Raw genomic sequence first — 17,703 nt, 5'->3', positions numbered from 1 at the left:
GGAACCATGAAAGGCATCATGAGCGACCACGACCGACCTTACGAATCTGACGAACCCCAGCACTCGCTGGACCATGCGATCCCGAGCGAGCCAGGATCTTTCGAGCCACCCCGATATGGCACCTCATCGGAGTGGAGCGGTGACTCGTTGCGACCTATCGGTGAGCAGGATCGGGAACTAGGTCAGCCCTGGGGACTACAGGCACCGGCTCCTCAGCCGCCCCACACTGCCAAGCCTTTCCCTGCCCACCCCTTTAACACCGCCACCCCGGCCCAACGCGGTGGCCTCGCTCCTGGGCTCCTCAATACTCCCATAGAGACCGACGCCGCAGCCGGCATGCAGCTCACCAAGATCTTCGGAGAAGGGGAAACCCGCGTCACCGCCCTGAATTCAATTAGCGTTCGCTTCACCCGCGGCACCTTCACCGCGATCATGGGACCGTCGGGATCTGGCAAGTCAACTCTCATGCACTGCCTGGCTGGCTTGGATCGCATAACCTCAGGGCAGGTATTCCTGGCTGGTATGGAGATTTCGAATCTTCCTGATGCCAAGCTGACGACTCTGCGCCGCGACAATGTCGGGTTCATCTTCCAGTCGTTCAACCTGCTGCCGATGCTCACCGCTGAGGAAAACATCCTGCTTCCTCTGGACTTGGCCGGACGCAAGCCTGACAGGGCGCTGTGGGACCAGTTGATCACCGGCCTGGGCATTAGCGACCGGCTTAAGCATCGTCCCTCGGAGCTGTCGGGCGGCCAGCAGCAGCGTGTCGCTTGCGCCCGAGCCATGATCACCAAACCGCACGTCGTCTTTGCTGACGAACCTACCGGTGCGTTGGACTCAAAGTCAGGCGCAAACCTCCTGGGTTATCTGCGCCACTGCGTCGACGATCTAGGGCAGACGATCATCATGGTCACTCACGACGCAAAGGCCGCATCCTATGCCGACCGCGCCCTCATGTTGTTAGACGGTCGCATCGTCGACGACATTGCCTCCCCCACCGCCGAATCGGTGAGCGAGGCAATGGCCGGATTGGAGGGCTGATGTTCACTGAGGCTCTCAGAGAGCTGCGTCACCATCCCGGTCGGTTGGTCGCAACCCTCATTGCCATTGCAGTGTCGGTTGGGTTCCTCGTTGGTATCTCGATGTTCGTACGTACCCAGGGTGTGGCGCTGGGCAAGGAACAGGCCGTTGCCACCTCGAAGGCCGACGTTGTCGTCGACACCGGCGGAGCGGTTGCCGACCCCGATGAGGTCACCCGAACTATCAAAGAAACCCAGGGGGTCGCGGCTGTTGACACCGTGCTGTCGACGTCCATGCCGGCAGCCCACGGACATGATTCGGTGATGATCGACCTCCACCAGGTTCCGGCAGAGCCCTTCCGCTGGTCGACGGTCAAGGACGGGTCCTGGCCGTCGAAGGCCGACGAGGTCGCTCTGTCCGAAGATGCTGCCAAGCGACTCCAGGCCAGCATCGGCGATACCGTTGCGTTCAGCGGTCATGACCTCAAGGTGGTCGGCATCACCGACGACCCCTCGGCTCTGCAAACTGCTCCGGCTTATGTGGGCCAACTTCCCGGCCAAACCCCCGATACCTGGGTCGTCAAGGCCAAGGATGGGACGGCGCCGGGACAACTCGTCACCAACCTCGAGAAGACCCTGCCGAAGATTAAGGACGCACCGCAGTTCAATAAAGACGACGCCGGCGCCACGATCTCGACGGCTGACTCTTTCCAGAAGAAAACCATCAATAGTCTGACTGAGGACTTCGATGTCACCAAGTACATGCTTATGGTCTTTGGTGCTATCGCCCTGTTAGTGGGAGCGATTATTATCACGACGACCTTTCTCATTCTGTTGGCTCAGCGACGTCGCCAGATCGGCCTCATGAGGGCTGTTGGAGCGTCGAGCGGCCAAGTGAGACGACGAGTCCTCGCCGAGGCGATCGTGCTCGGCGTCCTTGGATCGATGCTGGGGGTCGTGCTTGGCATCCTGTTGACCGTTGCCGGCACGGCTTATACCGGGGCTTTAGCCTTCGGGTTAGCCTGGCCGTGGGGTGACATTATCGTCGAGTTCCTCATCGGCATCGTCATCACTGTGTTGGCGGCCTTCCTGCCGGCACTGCGGGCAACTCGAGTGGCACCATTGGAGGCACTGCGCCCAGTACCGACCGTGGAACAGAAACGTCGCATCGGTATTGCGAGGATCGTCGTCTGCTCCCTGCTTGCAGTGGCTGGAATTGCGCTATCTGTGGGGGCCATCGTCGGAACCGGTACATCAATCATCACGATGGCAATTCTGTCAGCAATGTGTCTGTCTCTAACTTTGCTCATCGCGACCCCGCTGTACGTGCCGTGGTTGATCCGTGCCATGGGATTCCTGCTGCGACCTCTCGGGCCCACAGCACGGCTATCAACCTCAAACGCCAACCGCAACCCGACTCGCACTTCTCTGACTGCGGTGGCCCTTATGTTGGCTATCGGTTTGTCGGTGACCTTACAGGTGGGCATCTCGACGACGCGCACGACGGTCATGGACCAAATCAACGAGCACTTCCCGATCGACCTCACCCTCACGAACCGCCCCTCTTACGACCCAAATACCGGCCAGGAGACGGCGAGCACGCTCGACACGTCAGCCCTAAAGACGGTGCAGGACCTGCCGAACGTCAAGGACTCCATCGTCCTCAAAGGTGGGTTCGCCGAGAGTGATCTGTCCCCTCACGCCCATATGTTGTCCGGAAACCCTGACGAGATCGCCAAGGTGGCACCCTCCATCGCCAAGGAGATGAAGCCGGGGGTCGCACTGATAACTTCCATAGACAACCCGCCGCAGACTATGACCTTCACCTCTTCCAAAGGCAAAGTGACTCTCAAGGTCACGAAGGTCCACGGGCTTTCTGAAGGCGACGTCGTGGTCAATCAAGAGGACTTGAAGAGGATCGTGCCTTCCGTGACTGACCAGTCCATCTGGGTCCACCTGGACGACCGCAGCAATTTGGCCTCCACTCTGACGGTGATGATGTCCATGTCGAGCAGTAGTTCGCAGCATATGGACATCGGTGGAGGCGCCCTCATCGGCGGAATCGTCGAGCTGATCCTCAAGGTCCTGCTGATGGTGATGACGGCCCTGCTCGGTGTGGCGGTGCTCATCGCCCTCATCGGCGTGGCCAATACCTTGAGCCTGTCCGTGCTGGAGCGGCGTCGGGAATCTGCGCTGTTGCGGGCTATGGGCATGCAGCGGCGTGGATTGAGGTTGATGCTGCTGTACGAATCGATCCAGGTCGGAATGGCCGGCGTCATCGTGGGAATAGTTGCTGGGTTCTACTTCGCCTGGCTGGGCATTCGGTCGGTGTTCCGCGTCGCCTCGGACACCATCCCTGTGCACTTCTCGATCGATTGGCCATGGACCCTCAGTCTCATCGCGATCTGCCTGGTGGCGGCATGCCTGGCCTCGGTGTTGCCGGGCAGACGAGCCGCCAAAGCGATTCCAACCGAGGCGCTCGCCGACGAGTGAGACCTTGTGCGGGAAGCCGTGAACCGGCCGTGTCCTTCGGGGCACGGCCGGTTTTCGCAGCGATTCATCGGACAACACCAGACGAGATAGAGGCAACACCGGTGTAGGAAAGGGCAACACCTACACGGATGCGGACAACACCGCAGACAACACCACTTCGATGGGCTTAGGGCATCGCCCATCCGAAAGGTGCTGCCATGACCTTCACGTCCACTACACCCCGCCGCCTCCGTTCCCTCTGGCAAGAGTTGTGCTCCCAACCCAGCGCCCCGTGGCGCACCGACTTAATCTGCCGCGGGTGCTACCCAGAGGATCTTCCCCAACGGCTGCGTCAAGACGACGCTGCCGCACTTCGCGCCCTTATCGCCGCCCGCAGCGGGGCCGGTCAGACATCCGAATTCGCCGGGATGGCGCTGATTCAGGCGATTCTTCCTACCCTGGTCACGATCGCCAATCGTGATCATCAGGCCTGTCTCGATGACTACATCGGCGAGGCCTGGGTAGTTATCGTCACTTTCCCGTTGTCCCGTACTAACAAGGTGTGCACAAATGTGGCCTTGGACTGTCTACATGCCATTTCATCTCGACGCCAGCACAGCAGCCCAGAAACCCCTGCCGAATCAATCGACATCAGCGCACCAGAGATGCAAGAACCAGGGCAGGTGGCGTCGGACTTGCTCAGTGCAGCTGAGGAGCTCGGAATCATCACTCCGACAAGCGCGCCAGTATTGCGTAGTGTGTGGGTGGAGGCATTGGATTGCACTACCGCCGCACAACGTCATAACACCAGCCCTACAGCGGTGCGAGCTCGATGCTCTCGGGCGAGCCGGGCCATGAGGCAGCATCGTGACGAGTTGCTCGCCGCGTCGTGAATGAGGTTGCGATGCGTGCGACGTATGCTGTTCGCTGTGACGAAGTTCAAGCGTGTCATGGCTCTGCTCGGGGTGATCTATCTCGTGACTGTGGGAGGCTTGTACTTCGTGCTAGCTGACCGCAGCGACAATTTCATCCATGATGGCCAGATCATCCAGGGAACCGTGACAGCTGTCTACTCGCACCACTCCGTCAGTACCGGTGCTACCAAGTACCTCATGCATGCCGAGGGCGGCAATGTTGCGCTCATTTCGTACACCTACGACGGGGCGACGGATACGGTCTGGTCGAACCCCTACCGTGACATCAAGAAATACCACGTGGGTCAGAAGGTCGATCTAGTGATCCGAGCCACACCGAACCATCCGGATGACGCCATCGTGACGGTGCGTGACCACACCATCCTGGGCTTGCGTCTCATTCCTTGGGGATTCCTCGCCAGCGCCGTCATTATGACGGCATGGTTCGGACGTGACTACTTGAGGTCCAAGAGACGCCGTCGACTAGGTGGTCAGCGTCACGCCCCGGCCGCCGTCGAAGCCTAACGAGAGTCAATCAGCCACGTCAGGAACTCTTTAAGTTCTCCAGTCTCACCGTCGCGACCGCCTCTGCCAATATGCATCGGGGGCAGGGAAGGGTGAAGCTTGACCCCGCGCAGTCGCTCAGCGAAGCCACCGGTGACGACGAGGTGGTAGTACTCCCCGTTTTCTCCGATGGCGAGGGAATGCTTGGCGTTGAGGTACCAGCCTCGTTTGTCAGTGCGCGCCTCGTGGCCGTCCATAAGTTGAGCGCGCAGCGGCACTGGTGTCATCCCCTGAGCGCGAGCCATGACGAGGAAGTCATCGATGAGTCGCTGGGCCTGAACAGCCTCCTGACGGCGCGCTCTCTCCTCAAACTCGATACGGAGGCGGGCATCCTCGGCACGTTTGCTGGTCACGAGTTGAGGGTACGGCATCCCCGCAACAAGCCTGAACTGTGTTGTCCGGAGGCGTTACACAACGCCGATGGTTGGAACCAGCTCGGGGACGCGGCACCACTGCGCGCCCCCGAACCGTTGACGTCAGAACAGTCCGATGGTTTCGCCGTTATCGTCGATATCTATCCTCTCGGCGGCCGGGTGACGGCCCAAGCCCGGCATGGTGCGCATGTCGCCGCAGATCGCGTAGATGTATCCAGCTCCGACGGCGGCCCTCACCTCGCGCACAGGCAACCGCCATCCGGTCGGGGCGCCCTTGAGGGATGGGTCATGGGACAGGGATAGGTGGGTCTTCGCGATGACAACCGGGAATGTGCCGTAGCCGAGATCCTCGAAGTGGGCCAGCTCCTTGGCTGCCGCTGGGGCGATGTCGATTCCGTCAGCCCCATAAACCTTGGTAGCAACCTTGGTCAGTTTCTCGACTAGAGAGTCCCCAAGGTCGTAGGTGTAGCGGAAGTCGGCCTTGTGGTCACAGGCTGCCACGACCGCGTGAGCCAGGTCGACGGCACCGTCACCGCCATCGACGACATGGGTCGAAGAGGCGAAATGGGCTCCGGCGGCCTCAGCGACTTTACGGACGGCATCGATCTCATCGGGATGATCGGTCGGGAAAACGTTGAGAGCCACAATCGGGGAGACGCCGAACTCACGCACAATCTCGATGTGTTTGCGCAGATTGGCAGCACCAGCGAGCACGTCGTCAGGGTTGTCCTCCAGCATTGCCGGGGGCAGGGGCTTTCCGGGGATGACTTTGTAGCGACCGGCGTGGGTTTTGAGGGCACGCACGGTGGCGACGAGGACGGCAGCGTCGGGGCGCATCCCACCGATGCGGCATTTGATGTTGAAGAACCGCTCAGCTCCCATGTCAGCACCGAATCCGGCCTCGGTGAGCAAGTAATCGCCGCAACCGATACCGACGCGGTCTGCGATGACCGAGGAGTTACCGGTGGCGATATTGCCAAAGGGGCCGGCGTGAACGAGCACCGGGCTGTTCTCGGTAGTTTGTAATAGGTTTGGCTTGAGGGCGTCTTTAAGAATGACGGCCATCGATCCGGCGGCGTGCAGATCCTCGGCGCTGACTGGCTCTTTGGAGCGGTTATAGCCGATGACGATACGCCCCAGGCGAGCACGCAGGTCGGACAAGGAGGTGGCCAAGGACAGGATGACGCCAACCTCGCTAGCCGCGGTGATATCGAATCCGGTCTCGCGGGGGACGCCGTCGACCCTCGATCCAAGACCAACAATGGTGTTGCGCAGGGCACGGTCATTGATATCGACGACGCGACGCCACGAGATCGAGTGAGGTTCAATGTCGAGCTCGTTGCCCTGGTGCAGATGGTTGTCGATCATGGCGGCAAGCAGGTTGTGGGCCGCTCCAATGGCATGGAAGTCACCAGTCAGGTGCAAATTGAGCTTCTCCATCGGCAGCACCTGGGAGTATCCAGCGCCAGCGGCACCGCCCTTGATTCCGAAAGTTGGGCCCATCGACGGCTGGCGTAGGGCCAGCACGCTATGTTTGCCGATCTTCTCTAGGCCCTGGGCTAGACCAACAGCGGTGGTCGTTTTGCCCTCACCAAGAGGCGTGGGAGTCATGGCCGTGACGACGACGTATTTACCGCAAGAATGATCCCTGTTGTGTGTGACGACATCGAGGTCCACCTTCGCGACGCCGCGCCCATAGGGCTCCAGGTATTTCTCATCAATGCCTGCCCGGGCTGCAACCTTCTCGATGGGGTCAAGGTGGGCCTCGCGAGCAATTTCAAGATCCGACTTCATTGTCATAGCTCCAATCATGACGTGTTGGACACCTCTTTGCATACCTGTGCGCATCATGGCCGGCCCGGACCGTTACCAACGCTCACCTGACGCCACAGCAGCGTAGCGTTCCGCTGCCATCACATGTCACCGAGATTCTGATTTCTCCTCGAGGTCGCGGACATAGGAGCCGAGCAAACTTCCGTAACAAAAGCGCCGAGAGCCCCGAGCTATGGCAACCGTCCACGTGGTACTTCGCCCGCAGGTAGGGGTATTTCCGGTCCTGCTGCGTCGTCCTTGCAGCCTCATTGATGAGGCCAACCTTGCAGGGCCGCTAAAGTGGATCCCCCGCGAGTGTTCTTCGGTTCACCCTTTAGGATCGATAGAGGCCAGCCCGAAGGAGACCATGTGTTCTGGCAGAACCTGCGCCACCTGTGGCGACGCCGCGACTTCCGGAAGATTCTCGGGGTTCGTGTAGCTACCCAGGCGGCTGACGGCACCCTTCAGGTCGGGATGGCTTCCTACGTTTTGCTCTCCCCCGAGCAGCAGCCTGACGCGTGGTCGATCGCCATGGTGCTGGCTATCACCTTGCTGCCCTTCAGCATCATTGGCCCCTTCGTCTCCGTTGTACTCGACCGTTGGTCGCGTCAGCGCATCCTCGTCTATACCGATGGTCTGCGCTGCCTCATTGCGGTCGGGCTGGGGATCTTGGTCTGGAATGGTGCGCGCGATAAACCCTCCCACCTGGCCTTGCTCATCGGGTTACTCATCGCGATGAGCCTGAACCGGTTCTTGCTCACCGCCTTGGTCGCTGGGTTGGAGTACACCATCGACAAGCGCGACTACCTGACGGCGTCGTCGATCATGCCGACGATTGGCCCGCTCGGGCTCATGATTGGTGCCGTTGTTGCAGCAGCAGTGCGCATGATTGCCGGACGCCATATCCCTGTACACCACGCCGATACGATCATTTTCTGTATTTCCGCAGCCCTCTTCGCAGTTTCGGTCGCCTTGGGGCTGCAGTTTTCACGTCGGGAGCTTGGGCCGCCACCGGTGGATCGTTCTCGGACGATGAGAGCGGTGGCTGGGGATGTGGTGGATGGGTTCCGCTACCTAGGGAAAGTGCCACTGGTGGGGCACTCCCTCACGCTGATTGGCGCCCAGCGGGTGCTGTTCGGGGTGTATTCGGTGGCGATGATCTTGGGGTACCGTAACCGATTCCACGTGCAGTCTGACATCAACGGAGCCATGGCAGACATGACCGTATGGGCCGTAGCTATGGGGGCCGGCTTCGTGCTCTCGGCAGGCTTCATGCCCGTGTTGGTGCATCGGCTAGGAATGCGTCGTGCCCTTATGGCCCTCCTCACCGCGACCGCAGTCATCCAGGCTTTCCCAGGCGCCACCCCGAACCGTTGGGGTCTGCTCGTGGCTGGCTTTTTCGTCGGGCTATTCGCCCAGTCTCTCAAGGCCGGTGTCGACACCATTTGCCAGGCACACATCACTGACGGTTACAAGGGCCGTGTGTTCATCGCTTACGACATGGTGTACAACGCGATGTTCGTGGCAGGTTCAGCTTTGGCTGCATTGGTGCTGCCTATCCAGGGACTGTCCGGCCCACACATAGTCGGCCTGGCCATCGCCTACGCCGTGGTGGCTGTGGTCTTCGCGCTAACTACCCGGGCCCATGGTAACGATGTCTTCGACAAAGGTAGTGCCCTCGGTGGGTTGCCCGCCGCTAACCCCGAAGAATGACGCCATGCACGGGCGTCGCTCCTCGACTAATAGTTAGTAGATGCCCTCAGACCACCCTGGCTCGGGCGTGACCTTCCATCACCTCCTGTAAAACGGTGATGGTTTCCTCTGACAAGTCCACGCCAAGCCGTCGGGCCTGACGAGACAGCACGTAGACCAGCCTCTCGACTTCACCACGATCGTCGAGCTCGTCAGCCAGTTTGATGCGGGCCACTAACAACACCTCGTCCTCGGGACAGGCGACGGTGGCCCTGGCAAGGGCCCGAGATGCCAGCTCAACGTCTCTTATCTCCATAGCTCGTCGGGCTACCTCGACCCCGATGTCGCGAACCATCTGGATCATGTCGATCCGCCATTCCTCGGCCCAGTGCCATTGGCCGGGTGCGGCATCGGCCAAAGGAGCCCCACGAACGAGGTCAAGGGCGCTCACAAGATTGGCTAGCGGAGCCGTCGATACTCCCCCAGAAACCAACAGCTCGAGCCTTTCCCAGTCACTTGTCACTGCGTCTGCGAGGCGCAATGAACCGTCGTATCCCTCCGGAAGATAGGCGCGACCGGCGTCGTCGGTGCCGAGCCAACGGCGTAGCCGGGAGACATTGGAGCGCCGGGTCGGCTCGGCAACCATGAGTGCGTCAGCCATCTGCACCGAGCGAGCTCCTGGATGGCACAGCAGCCAGGCGCAGTACTCCAAGCATTGACGTCGAGCCTTCGTCGGCGGATTTCCCCGAGCCCCCAACAGGTCAACCGGGCCGAGAAGCCGCAATATGGGCGACGGCACCTGTCCACCGGTGGCAGGCAGGTGGGCAACATCACTCGTCATAGTCGACGTCAGCACGGTTTCCTCCTCGACGGTCAGATGGGCATCACTGGGTGGCAGCACAGCGCAGGGCTTGTCCATCACCGGCGGAGGATCGGATCCCTCCTCATCGCCTCGCCGCGGCTCCCACCACGGAGCGGGCTCCGTATCAGACCGAGCGGTAGTCTCAAGCAATTCCACAACAGCACGACGCATCGGAGAGGTGACGATCTGTGGGGTAAACGACTGGCCGTGGAACTCCGCATGATCGCAGTCGGTGACGGTAATCTTTTGGCCGCCTACCCCGGGCATGACGATGACGATGCCCGCTGCAGCAAGGGAGGCCGGGCTCGGAAGGTTGAGGGGGCTTAAGGAGAGGACAACCCTGGTAATCGTCGCGGGATACTCGCTGGCTTCGTTGGAAAGACCAGCTAACCCCTCGACAACCTCGTCCTCATCAGCGAGTTGGACATCGTCACTGCCGGTATGTGCCAGCCAGGCAAGATCCTCACCCACCGCTACGATGTCAATTCCGCCGCTCCACGGCGCCGCAACAAGGGACAGGCTGATCGAGGCAACCATCGCCGTAGCCAGGTCTCTGGCGGCATTAACCGCTAGTACCCCGCCAACATCGGCTAGGTCCACCACGACCGGCGTCTGAGGGTCACATGTTCCCAACACGACGGTGGTCGGCGTCATGGCAAGAGCAGCGGTGTCCCGCGATGACGCGGACTCGTCGAGCTGATCTGCGGCGGCGTCAAGAACACGCTTGGCCCGCCGGGGCTCTCCAGATACTGGCGGTATGCGTCTGCCGAGAGGCCGGGTGAAAAGCTGCTGCCGGCGTCGAGTTGTGACTGTTCCAGCGACCCCACCTGCCAGGAACAAGCTCAGGCCAGCTAATGCGGTCCGAAGTATCTCGGCCGGGCTTTGCCCGACCTCAGCCACACTCACTTCCTGGTCCGCCCCGGCAGCCGTGTGAGGTTCGACTTTCGTCTCATTTACGGTGGCCGTGGTGTCGCCACCCCCTTCAGGTAGCACGGGCGGAGTGCTCTCGGTGGTCGGAGTCTCGGCAGGGGTCGATTTTTCCCACTTGCCGCCTTGCTCATTGGTGTGCTGGTCAGATGCCCGCTTGTCCACAGTTGGGGAGTCCGGCAAGACCAGTTCCCAACCTGGCTCGATGTGGTCGGGGTCCGCGATGATCCCCTCGTTGAGATGCCAGATTGCTGGCCAGGACGATGCATCCCCCAACTGTGTTTGAGCAATCCCGCTAAGGGTGTCTCCTTGCTCGACCGTGATGGTCCGAATTTTCGACATCTCCGACGGGGGAGCGATCTGGTTAAGTTGCTCAGTATCGATCGGGCGACCGGCGCCAGTGTGCCCGGCGGGCACGGTCACTGTGGCTCCCGGAAGAGCGAGTCGCTGACCGACGACGAGATGATCAACGTCGACATCGGGGTTGGCAGCAACGATGCGTCGCCATGAAGTGCCATCCCCATACCAGGTCTCGGCGAGTGTCCACAGGTCGTCATGCGGGCCAACTGTGACAGTCATGACGTCCTCGTCGTGCCTAGAGTCGCTGTCCACCTGAGCCTCAGGCGCAGGCTGCGGGGCAGCCGCCGCAGTAGCCACTAGCGATACCGGAGCGGGTGGGACAGCTGATCGCGTCAACGGGGACAGGACGGTCAGACTTGCCACCAGCAGTCCTGCCGCAATCCCCTGGATCGCGCCTAGACCAGGAAGCTTCACGTGATGACGCTGGCTGGTGGCCATTCCGACGGCCTCGGCAACGACGCAGACACAGAATACGGTCCAAGCCGCCCAGCCGATCACAGTCACAACGGTGAGGAAAATCGACCCGTCATCAGGGGCTAGCCATCCTGCTGGGCTCAACACGGTGGTGGCGTCGAGGTGTCCCCATGCCACGAGAGCGGCTGGGGAGCCCACCACCAGAAGGAGGAGGGCAACCATGGCCAGGGCGCCGTGTATTCGGGCACGGACAGGTGAGATCTTCATGAGTATCGCTCCCGATGGCTGTCGAGGGTGGAGTGGGCCACCGACTCGATGTGGAAGGACCCCGGCATTCCCGGGACGAGAAGGTCAGACAGTTTGATGGTGCAACTTACTCGTGCTGATGCGGTGCCAGCGAACCCGACAGGAAGCGTAAGGTCAGATGAATCCACAGCAATTGCGGGGTTACTGCACCTGGTGCCAGCCAACTCAGCCAGACCAACGCGCTGCCCAACCGCAATGCCCTCGCCAACCGACGAGGCTACTGACCCAGCCCGTGCAGCGACTTGGGCAGCCGATTGAGCGTCGGCCTTTACTTCAGAAATTCGCCAGCTTCCCGTGGCCACCGCGGCAATCATGAGCAGAGCGGGCAAGATCAGTGCGGCTTCGACCGCGACCGCTCCCCGGCAGCACCAATGGCGTCTGTTCTGGCAGGCGTTGCAGCGTCGATACCGTATCTGGTCGATGCGGTCTTGAGGCAACAGCGCTCGCCCATGGAAAGGCCGGATCATGTCCCCTCCTCGACGGCGACCGCATGCCCTCTCACCGCGACAACAGCACCAAAGAGCGCTGCGGCTCGTCCTTCAACATCGACTCTGACGAGAGAATCAGTCGTACTCACCGTGACGGTGACGTCGGTCACCTTCGAGGTCTGGGCGACATCGCGCGCGGTAGCCTCGGCTTCACCGGCGTGCGAACCTCGTAAAGCTTGGACGCGAACTGCTGCTCGAGCCGCTTCGGTGACGGTAGCCCGTGCCTGAAGGACGACCGCGATCTGAATGACCGCAACAACTACCAGCAGGACGACGGGCCACACCAGCGACCACTGAAGGGATTCGGAAACTCCACGCTCCCGGCACTGTCGATGCTCCGATCGACCCCGACTCATTTCGGCAAGTTTGACGACACATAGCCCTTGATCACGGTGACAACCACCGTCGCTATCGAGACCGCCCCCACTAACAAGATGGCGTTTTCGGTTGACTGGCTGAGTCCTCTCTCGTCGCGTTTCTCGACGAGAGGGGGTATCCCCGCGATCATCGGCAGAACGACCGAAGCAACGGTATTGACGTGTTTCATGGCGACCTCCTTGGTCATTCGCACCGGCCTTTCCGGTGACGTCGTGTACCCCGCAACAGGTCGGGGATTCGAGGGTGCGAAACGTAGTCATGAGGCGACCCCCGCCATGATCAATAGCGGTGGGGTGATAAGCACCAAGCCCAAAACAAGGACGGGGATGACCATCCAAATCGTCAGGGATTCCGAAGCCGTCTGGGCCTCGACCTTCTCCTGATTGAGGTGAGCGTCCCTCATCTCATGGACTCGAGCGCGCAGTGCTCCGGCGAGGGATGCTCCCTGGTCGTCGAGTCGCAATACCTCAACGAGTTCGGCAAGTTCTGGCAGATCAAGTTCATCTGACAACCCGTCGAGACCAGCCCATGGGGACTGCTGCTCCAACCGGGAGCGCTCCAGCGTCATACGAATGCGCGCCAAGACAGGGTGATCACTCATCTGCGCCGCCTCGACGAGGGCCCGCGGAGCTGACTGGTTAGCCAATCGAGCAAGGGTGACGAGATCGACATAGACCAAGACGGCCTCGGCGGCATCCTGACGCACTGCTTTAGACCGTGACCTGATCCGGGTGTCGGGAATAAACCACCCGACGACAGCAAGAACCACCGCCAAACCAACTGGAGTCACCGGCAGAGTGTCCCCGCAGGCAGCAGCCACAGCCCGTGTCAAGGCCGGGACGAGCATCCCTCCCATAGCCATGACGGCCTTCTCGATCACCAGATCACCAGGGGTTCTCCCCTGTAATATGAGAGTGCGACGAGATCGCTCGCTCACTACCCGCGGCCAGCGGATTGCTGCTCGCGTTCCCCACCGCTCCAGCCGTCCGCCCTCCGCGGCGAGATCGACGACGGCGTCCTGACGTCCATAATCGGACAGTCCCGCCAAGGCGTCGGACAATCTCAAAGGCGCATTGCGTCGTCCGGAAACGACAAAGACTGGAGCGCATGCCAGCAAAGACCCACAGATAGCAGCGAGGATGACGGTGGACTCAGCCATAGTTGGCCTCCCCTGCACGCCGAAGGAGGATCCGGGCACGACGTCGCGGCTCGCTACGCCGGGATAGGGCGATCAAACCGGCGAGGTAAAGACCTGCGTAGCAGCACAACAGCAGCTGGCCGACGCCGGTGCGATACGGAACCAGATATTCCCGGCCAAGAATGAGGGCACCTGCCAACACGACGCCGATGATGATACTGACCTGACGCACAACGACCCGCGGCTTAGCACGCTCAACTCGTATTTCTCGAGCTGCCCGGATGCGTTCCTGGAGGGACGCCGCGAGAGCGTCAAGCGTACCGGTGGCCCCCGTCCCGCCGCGTTCGGCAGCCATCATGATCGCGGCAATGACCTGGTCAGCGTCGGCGCTGTCAAGGTCATCGGCAAGACCTTGCAAGGCAGCTCGGGTGTCCCACCGCGAATCCAGGCGGGCTACCACCCGGGTGAGTGGTTCTATCAGAAGTTCGGGGGCTTGACGACGAGTCGCCCGGATGGCATCAATGACGGATTTACCTGTCGATGCTGACCCGCTGACAAGACGCACCCATCGTTCCAGGGCACGCATGACGTCGAGGTCATGACGTGGTGGATCAGCCAACAAGGCAGGGACGACGACCGCCAAGACTGGCACGATGACCAGTAAGACCGCCCACCCCGTCACCACATAACCCACGACACCGATTCCCAGACCAGTGAGGCCATGAACGCGACTACGGCGGGGTAGCCGCGAGAACCAATTGTCCACTCTTGTCCACAAGCTTGTGGATTGCCCTGTGGATAACTGGTGAATCGGGGCGATGCCGATGCCTACCATGACTACTCCCCCGACGAGAAGTCCGCCGAGCAGTGCGGCAATCGCGGTGTTCATACCCATCTCGTCACTTCCGGCTCGTAGTGGGACAACTCAGCAACGAGAGCGGGATCCGGGTGGAACACGCCTGGACTAGTTGGCGTTGGCGCAGCATAGGTGAGGTGGGTGACCGGTCGCCCATTCTCTAACGCCCCGGTGAGTTGGCGGATCTCGGTGATGTGACGAGTTCGGGTGCCTCCTCGCCAGGTGTCATCGACGAGGGTGACGTGCACGAGGAACGTGATGTTGTGCGCGATCTGCCGATAAGCCTCCTCAATCGTCATGACCCCTCCCATGGCGACTCGTCCAGCCAACCGATCCATGGTCGAGGTGGCCGAGTGGGAGTGGGTGGTGCTCATCGTTCCGGCACCGGCCTGCATCGCCTCGAACATGGCAGCCGCCTCGGCGCCACGAACCTCGCCCACCACTAAGCGCGAGAGGTTTTGACGCAGTGCCTCCGGGACAAGGTCAGCGACGGTGAGCTCGCCCACGCAATGCCCGTCCACTTTCTCTCCTAGCCCCACGGTGGCCTGGAAGGCGACCATATTGTCGCGATCTGGATTGAGGTGAGTGAGCAGTTCATAGTCAGTTTCAAGGGTTCCGAACCGCTCGGTAGGTGGGATAGCGTCAACCAAAGCCCGTAGCAGCGTCGTCTTGCCCGCACCCTGGTCTCCGGCGATGACGATGGACCGACGCGCCAGGACGGCCGCACGTAGCAACACCCCGACGTGGTGGGGCATCATCGCGGTATTGACGAGGTCGTCGATCGTCACCCTCGTCAGGGTGTGGTGGCGAATGACGACCGAGGGCCGGTAGGACAGCCCAAACCCGATAGCGTGCAGTCGATATTGGGATCCCAACGCCACTGTCATAGTGGGGTGAGCGTCGTCAAAAGGCCGAGGCGGGTTAGCCGACTCCCCGAGGAACCGAATCGCCTCGACGAGCTCAGCGTCATCGTCGGCCACTACGGGGCCAGGTTCGCGTCGTCCATCCCCGTACTGCACAAAGACCCGGTCGCAGCCATTGATTTCAATATTCTCCGCGTCTTGGATTTCGAAAAGAGGCTGTAGCCGCCCGTACCAAAGAGGCTGTAGCCGCCCGTACCCAAAGATGGCATCCATGACCGCGCGGACGTACGCGTCTTTAGTCTGCGCGCTCCACAGGGCTTGCCCCTCAGCCGTCAATTTCTCCGCGTGGGACTCGACAGCCTGCCGCACGATCGACCGGCCAAGCATTCGCACATCATCGCCGCTCAGGTCGACGCCGGTACGTTCCCGATGGGACGCCCGTTCCGACGAGATACGTTCAGATGCCTTCCGACGCAATGAAACGACGGTACGCCAATCAATGTCCTTCGCCTCGAATCGTCGTGGGTTGGGACGAGGAGACACAGCTGCCGGCGATACGTGTGGCGATGGGGAGATGCGGGAAAGCACACCGGCAAGGTCCTTCCCATCATCGAGCGGGACTACCGGAGCGTCCTGTGCATATCGGCTTACTGCATGGTCGATCGTCATGACGCCACTCCCATTGCCGACGTGCTGAGAATTTCAGGTCCGGTGATGGCTTGATCTGCTCGACGGATCCGCTCTCGCATCGACTCCGCCATACTTTGCATACTCGTGACATAACGTCCTCGCGACCAACGCTTTCCCGCTGGTTCCCCGTCAGACAGCACTGCAGCGGCATGGGCGTTAAAAACGACGTCACCGAACACTGGGAGACCAAACTGATGACCGATCTCACGCGAGTTATAAGGGCGACCGGGACCAACAATGACGAGCCCCACGGTCCCGGTGGTCGCCGAGGACATTGCCTCCACTTCCTCAGCTCTCATAGACAGTCCGGCCAGCTGACGCAGCCGAGATCCCGTCACGATTCCGATGAGGGATGCGCGGGAGACGAGACTGCCAGGCAGGGTTTCCGGCCCCAACCGGCCTGCGTCAACAATGACGTCAACCCCTGCCTGACCAAGATCGATCATGGCGCTGGCGAGGCTCGACCACGCTGCTCCCATGAGAAAGGCCTGTCCGAGGTGCCCGTACCCGCTGAGTAACCTCACCATCCGGTCTCCGGAGTCGTGGGGAAGCGGGATAGTCTCCTCCCACATCGTCTGAACTGGGTCAGCACCGTCACGGAATGCTGTAGCCAAGCCAATGAGTCCGGGGCGCGGTGGGATGCGTCCCGTCAGGTATCCCGATTCGATCACGTGTCCCGGGCACGGGTCGGCGTCGACAAGAACGACGTCTCGCGGCCAGGTAAGAGCCAGGCCGAGAGCGGTAGTTGTCAGGCCCGGGGCTCCCCCAGGGCTGGTCAACAGGATGATCGACATCACTGACCCCTTTCGACCAGGGCGATGCGGTCCAGGGAAGCGAGGTCGGCTAGTCGGGCAGCATTGCCGGAATCGACCTCGACATCGACCAACCAGCTTCCATGATCATTCGTCGCCTTGGGTGCCGCGACGACCACAGCGTCGGCCGTTGACAGATTAGAAACAGTCCCCGTGTCCTTGTCGGGGCTGGTTTCTATCACGGTGACGCGGGCGCCAGCGGGTAGGGAGACGGTGGGTAGGCGTCCAGCAGCAAGTTTGAGACCTATCCGTGCGCGCCCTGGTGCCACCCGTAGTTCTCCCACCGAGTGAGACCCGAGAAGTTGTCCTGGTGATAGGTCGACCAGAGCATGACGACCAACGATTTTGTCGAGTTGGGAAGCTGGGATCGTTGCGACGGCCCGATCGACGGCCACTGAAGTCAGCCCAATATCGGCATTGCGGACGATATCTCCCTGCCCTACAGCTCGCGTCATGACAAGAACTTGGTCGGCATGAGAGGCGCGGTGCCAGGCAACAGCTCCCCCCAGGCCGCCTAGGCATGCACATAGCACCCCTATGACGATGAGGCGCGGCGAGCGTCGAAGCCGGGGAGATGGCGTCGTTGCGCGAGCAGATATCGGAGTAGTCGTCACGGACATGGCCGCGAAACTATGCGTCAGCTGAAATCAGCGGCAAGAGACGCACAGAAGATCTGTGGACACCGAAATCGGGGTGTCAGGTGCCACGCGCACACAGCATGCTGTCCACAGCTACCCGCAAATCCTGTGGACAACGCTGGGG

At 61.1% G+C, this 17,703-nt stretch carries 16 protein-coding genes; 5 read left to right on the top strand and 11 right to left on the bottom strand.

Annotation, left to right across the window (positions count from 1 at the left end):
* Positions 1-6 precede the first annotated feature (6 nt).
* The 4 genes from CPA42_RS00295 (at position 7) to CPA42_RS00280 (ending at position 4,930) form a co-directional block, all read left to right on the top strand.
* Positions 7-1,041, top strand: coding sequence for an ABC transporter ATP-binding protein (locus tag CPA42_RS00295; RefSeq protein ID WP_002517383.1), 1,035 nt, complete (start codon positions 7-9; stop codon positions 1,039-1,041).
* The gene (locus CPA42_RS00290) at positions 1,041-3,512 is read left to right on the top strand and encodes an ABC transporter permease (protein WP_002515849.1); all 2,472 of its coding nucleotides are present in this window, start codon (positions 1,041-1,043) and stop codon (positions 3,510-3,512) included. The genes CPA42_RS00295 and CPA42_RS00290 overlap by 1 nt, the downstream gene beginning before the upstream one ends.
* A 197-nt stretch (positions 3,513-3,709) precedes the next feature.
* Positions 3,710-4,384, top strand: coding sequence for an RNA polymerase sigma factor (locus CPA42_RS00285; protein WP_002515890.1), 675 nt, complete (start codon positions 3,710-3,712; stop codon positions 4,382-4,384).
* 24 nt (positions 4,385-4,408) lie between these two features.
* Positions 4,409-4,930 carry a hypothetical protein gene (locus tag CPA42_RS00280; protein WP_002518583.1) on the top strand — a complete coding sequence of 174 codons (522 nt, stop codon included), beginning with the start codon at positions 4,409-4,411 and terminating at the stop codon, positions 4,928-4,930.
* Here CPA42_RS00280 and CPA42_RS00275 read toward each other — a convergent pair.
* Together CPA42_RS00275 and CPA42_RS00270 are read right to left on the bottom strand one after the other, a co-directional pair.
* Complete coding sequence (locus tag CPA42_RS00275; RefSeq protein ID WP_002515819.1) at positions 4,927-5,340, bottom strand: hypothetical protein; 414 nt, start codon at positions 5,338-5,340, stop codon at positions 4,927-4,929. The two genes, CPA42_RS00280 and CPA42_RS00275, sit on opposite strands and share 4 nt — an antisense overlap.
* 105 nt (positions 5,341-5,445) lie before the next feature.
* Positions 5,446-7,194: a formate--tetrahydrofolate ligase gene (locus tag CPA42_RS00270; protein WP_002518582.1), complete on the bottom strand. Its 1,749-nt coding sequence runs from the start codon at positions 7,192-7,194 to the stop codon at positions 5,446-5,448.
* A gap of 276 nt (positions 7,195-7,470) precedes the next feature.
* Between CPA42_RS00270 and CPA42_RS00265 the strand changes: the two genes are divergently transcribed.
* Positions 7,471-8,868 (top strand): MFS transporter, encoded by a 1,398-nt coding sequence (locus tag CPA42_RS00265; RefSeq protein ID WP_002518581.1) that lies wholly within the window; start codon positions 7,471-7,473, stop codon positions 8,866-8,868.
* A gap of 46 nt (positions 8,869-8,914) precedes the next feature.
* On the opposite strand, the gene CPA42_RS00260 is transcribed toward CPA42_RS00265, so the two are convergent.
* The 9 genes from CPA42_RS00260 to CPA42_RS00220 form a co-directional block, all read right to left on the bottom strand.
* On the bottom strand, positions 8,915-11,677 hold the full coding sequence (locus CPA42_RS00260; protein ID WP_002515720.1) for a LysM peptidoglycan-binding domain-containing protein: 2,763 nt from the start codon (positions 11,675-11,677) through the stop codon (positions 8,915-8,917).
* Positions 11,674-12,183, bottom strand: a complete 510-nt coding sequence (locus tag CPA42_RS00255; protein ID WP_002515752.1) for a TadE/TadG family type IV pilus assembly protein — start codon at positions 12,181-12,183, stop codon at positions 11,674-11,676. The genes CPA42_RS00260 and CPA42_RS00255 overlap by 4 nt, the downstream gene beginning before the upstream one ends.
* The gene (locus CPA42_RS00250; protein WP_002518579.1) at positions 12,180-12,560 is read right to left on the bottom strand and encodes a TadE/TadG family type IV pilus assembly protein; all 381 of its coding nucleotides are present in this window, start codon (positions 12,558-12,560) and stop codon (positions 12,180-12,182) included. Before CPA42_RS00250 ends, CPA42_RS00255 begins: the two co-directional genes overlap by 4 nt.
* Entirely contained in the window at positions 12,557-12,769 is a 213-nt protein-coding gene (locus tag CPA42_RS00245) for a hypothetical protein (protein WP_002515840.1), read from the bottom strand. The genes CPA42_RS00250 and CPA42_RS00245 overlap by 4 nt, the downstream gene beginning before the upstream one ends.
* Positions 12,770-12,838: 69 nt before the next feature.
* Positions 12,839-13,741, bottom strand: a complete 903-nt coding sequence (locus CPA42_RS00240) for a type II secretion system F family protein (protein ID WP_002515937.1) — start codon at positions 13,739-13,741, stop codon at positions 12,839-12,841.
* Entirely contained in the window at positions 13,734-14,615 is an 882-nt protein-coding gene (locus CPA42_RS00235; protein WP_002518578.1) for a type II secretion system F family protein, read from the bottom strand. Before CPA42_RS00235 ends, CPA42_RS00240 begins: the two co-directional genes overlap by 8 nt.
* Positions 14,606-15,826 (bottom strand): CpaF family protein, encoded by a 1,221-nt coding sequence (locus tag CPA42_RS00230; RefSeq protein WP_002518577.1) that lies wholly within the window; start codon positions 15,824-15,826, stop codon positions 14,606-14,608. Before CPA42_RS00230 ends, CPA42_RS00235 begins: the two co-directional genes overlap by 10 nt.
* Before the next feature lie 278 nt (positions 15,827-16,104).
* Positions 16,105-16,923 (bottom strand): hypothetical protein, encoded by an 819-nt coding sequence (locus CPA42_RS00225; RefSeq protein ID WP_002515889.1) that lies wholly within the window; start codon positions 16,921-16,923, stop codon positions 16,105-16,107.
* Positions 16,923-17,396 (bottom strand): SAF domain-containing protein, encoded by a 474-nt coding sequence (locus tag CPA42_RS00220; protein WP_002518576.1) that lies wholly within the window; start codon positions 17,394-17,396, stop codon positions 16,923-16,925. Before CPA42_RS00220 ends, CPA42_RS00225 begins: the two co-directional genes overlap by 1 nt.
* Positions 17,397-17,703: the final 307 nt, after the last annotated feature.

The organism is Cutibacterium acnes, from assembly GCF_003030305.1.
Classification (GTDB): Bacteria; Actinomycetota; Actinomycetes; order Propionibacteriales; family Propionibacteriaceae; genus Cutibacterium; species Cutibacterium acnes.
This window is presented reverse-complemented; position numbering and strand designations above follow the sequence as displayed.

Coding starts and splice junctions, on each gene's coding strand:
- CPA42_RS00245 (WP_002515840.1), bottom strand. CDS start 12,769: ATGACCAAGGAGGTCGCCATGAAACACGTCAATACCGTTGCTTCGGTC.
- CPA42_RS00240 (WP_002515937.1), bottom strand. CDS start 13,741: ATGGCTGAGTCCACCGTCATCCTCGCTGCTATCTGTGGGTCTTTGCTG.
- CPA42_RS00285 (WP_002515890.1), top strand. CDS start 3,710: ATGACCTTCACGTCCACTACACCCCGCCGCCTCCGTTCCCTCTGGCAA.
- CPA42_RS00250 (WP_002518579.1), bottom strand. CDS start 12,560: ATGAGTCGGGGTCGATCGGAGCATCGACAGTGCCGGGAGCGTGGAGTT.
- CPA42_RS00260 (WP_002515720.1), bottom strand. CDS start 11,677: ATGAAGATCTCACCTGTCCGTGCCCGAATACACGGCGCCCTGGCCATG.
- CPA42_RS00280 (WP_002518583.1), top strand. CDS start 4,409: ATGCTGTTCGCTGTGACGAAGTTCAAGCGTGTCATGGCTCTGCTCGGG.
- CPA42_RS00290 (WP_002515849.1), top strand. CDS start 1,041: ATGTTCACTGAGGCTCTCAGAGAGCTGCGTCACCATCCCGGTCGGTTG.
- CPA42_RS00255 (WP_002515752.1), bottom strand. CDS start 12,183: ATGATCCGGCCTTTCCATGGGCGAGCGCTGTTGCCTCAAGACCGCATC.
- CPA42_RS00225 (WP_002515889.1), bottom strand. CDS start 16,923: ATGTCGATCATCCTGTTGACCAGCCCTGGGGGAGCCCCGGGCCTGACA.
- CPA42_RS00220 (WP_002518576.1), bottom strand. CDS start 17,396: ATGACGCGAGCTGTAGGGCAGGGAGATATCGTCCGCAATGCCGATATT.
- CPA42_RS00275 (WP_002515819.1), bottom strand. CDS start 5,340: ATGCCGTACCCTCAACTCGTGACCAGCAAACGTGCCGAGGATGCCCGC.
- CPA42_RS00295 (WP_002517383.1), top strand. CDS start 7: ATGAAAGGCATCATGAGCGACCACGACCGACCTTACGAATCTGACGAA.
- CPA42_RS00270 (WP_002518582.1), bottom strand. CDS start 7,194: ATGATGCGCACAGGTATGCAAAGAGGTGTCCAACACGTCATGATTGGA.
- CPA42_RS00230 (WP_002518577.1), bottom strand. CDS start 15,826: ATGCTTGGCCGGTCGATCGTGCGGCAGGCTGTCGAGTCCCACGCGGAG.
- CPA42_RS00235 (WP_002518578.1), bottom strand. CDS start 14,615: ATGGGTATGAACACCGCGATTGCCGCACTGCTCGGCGGACTTCTCGTC.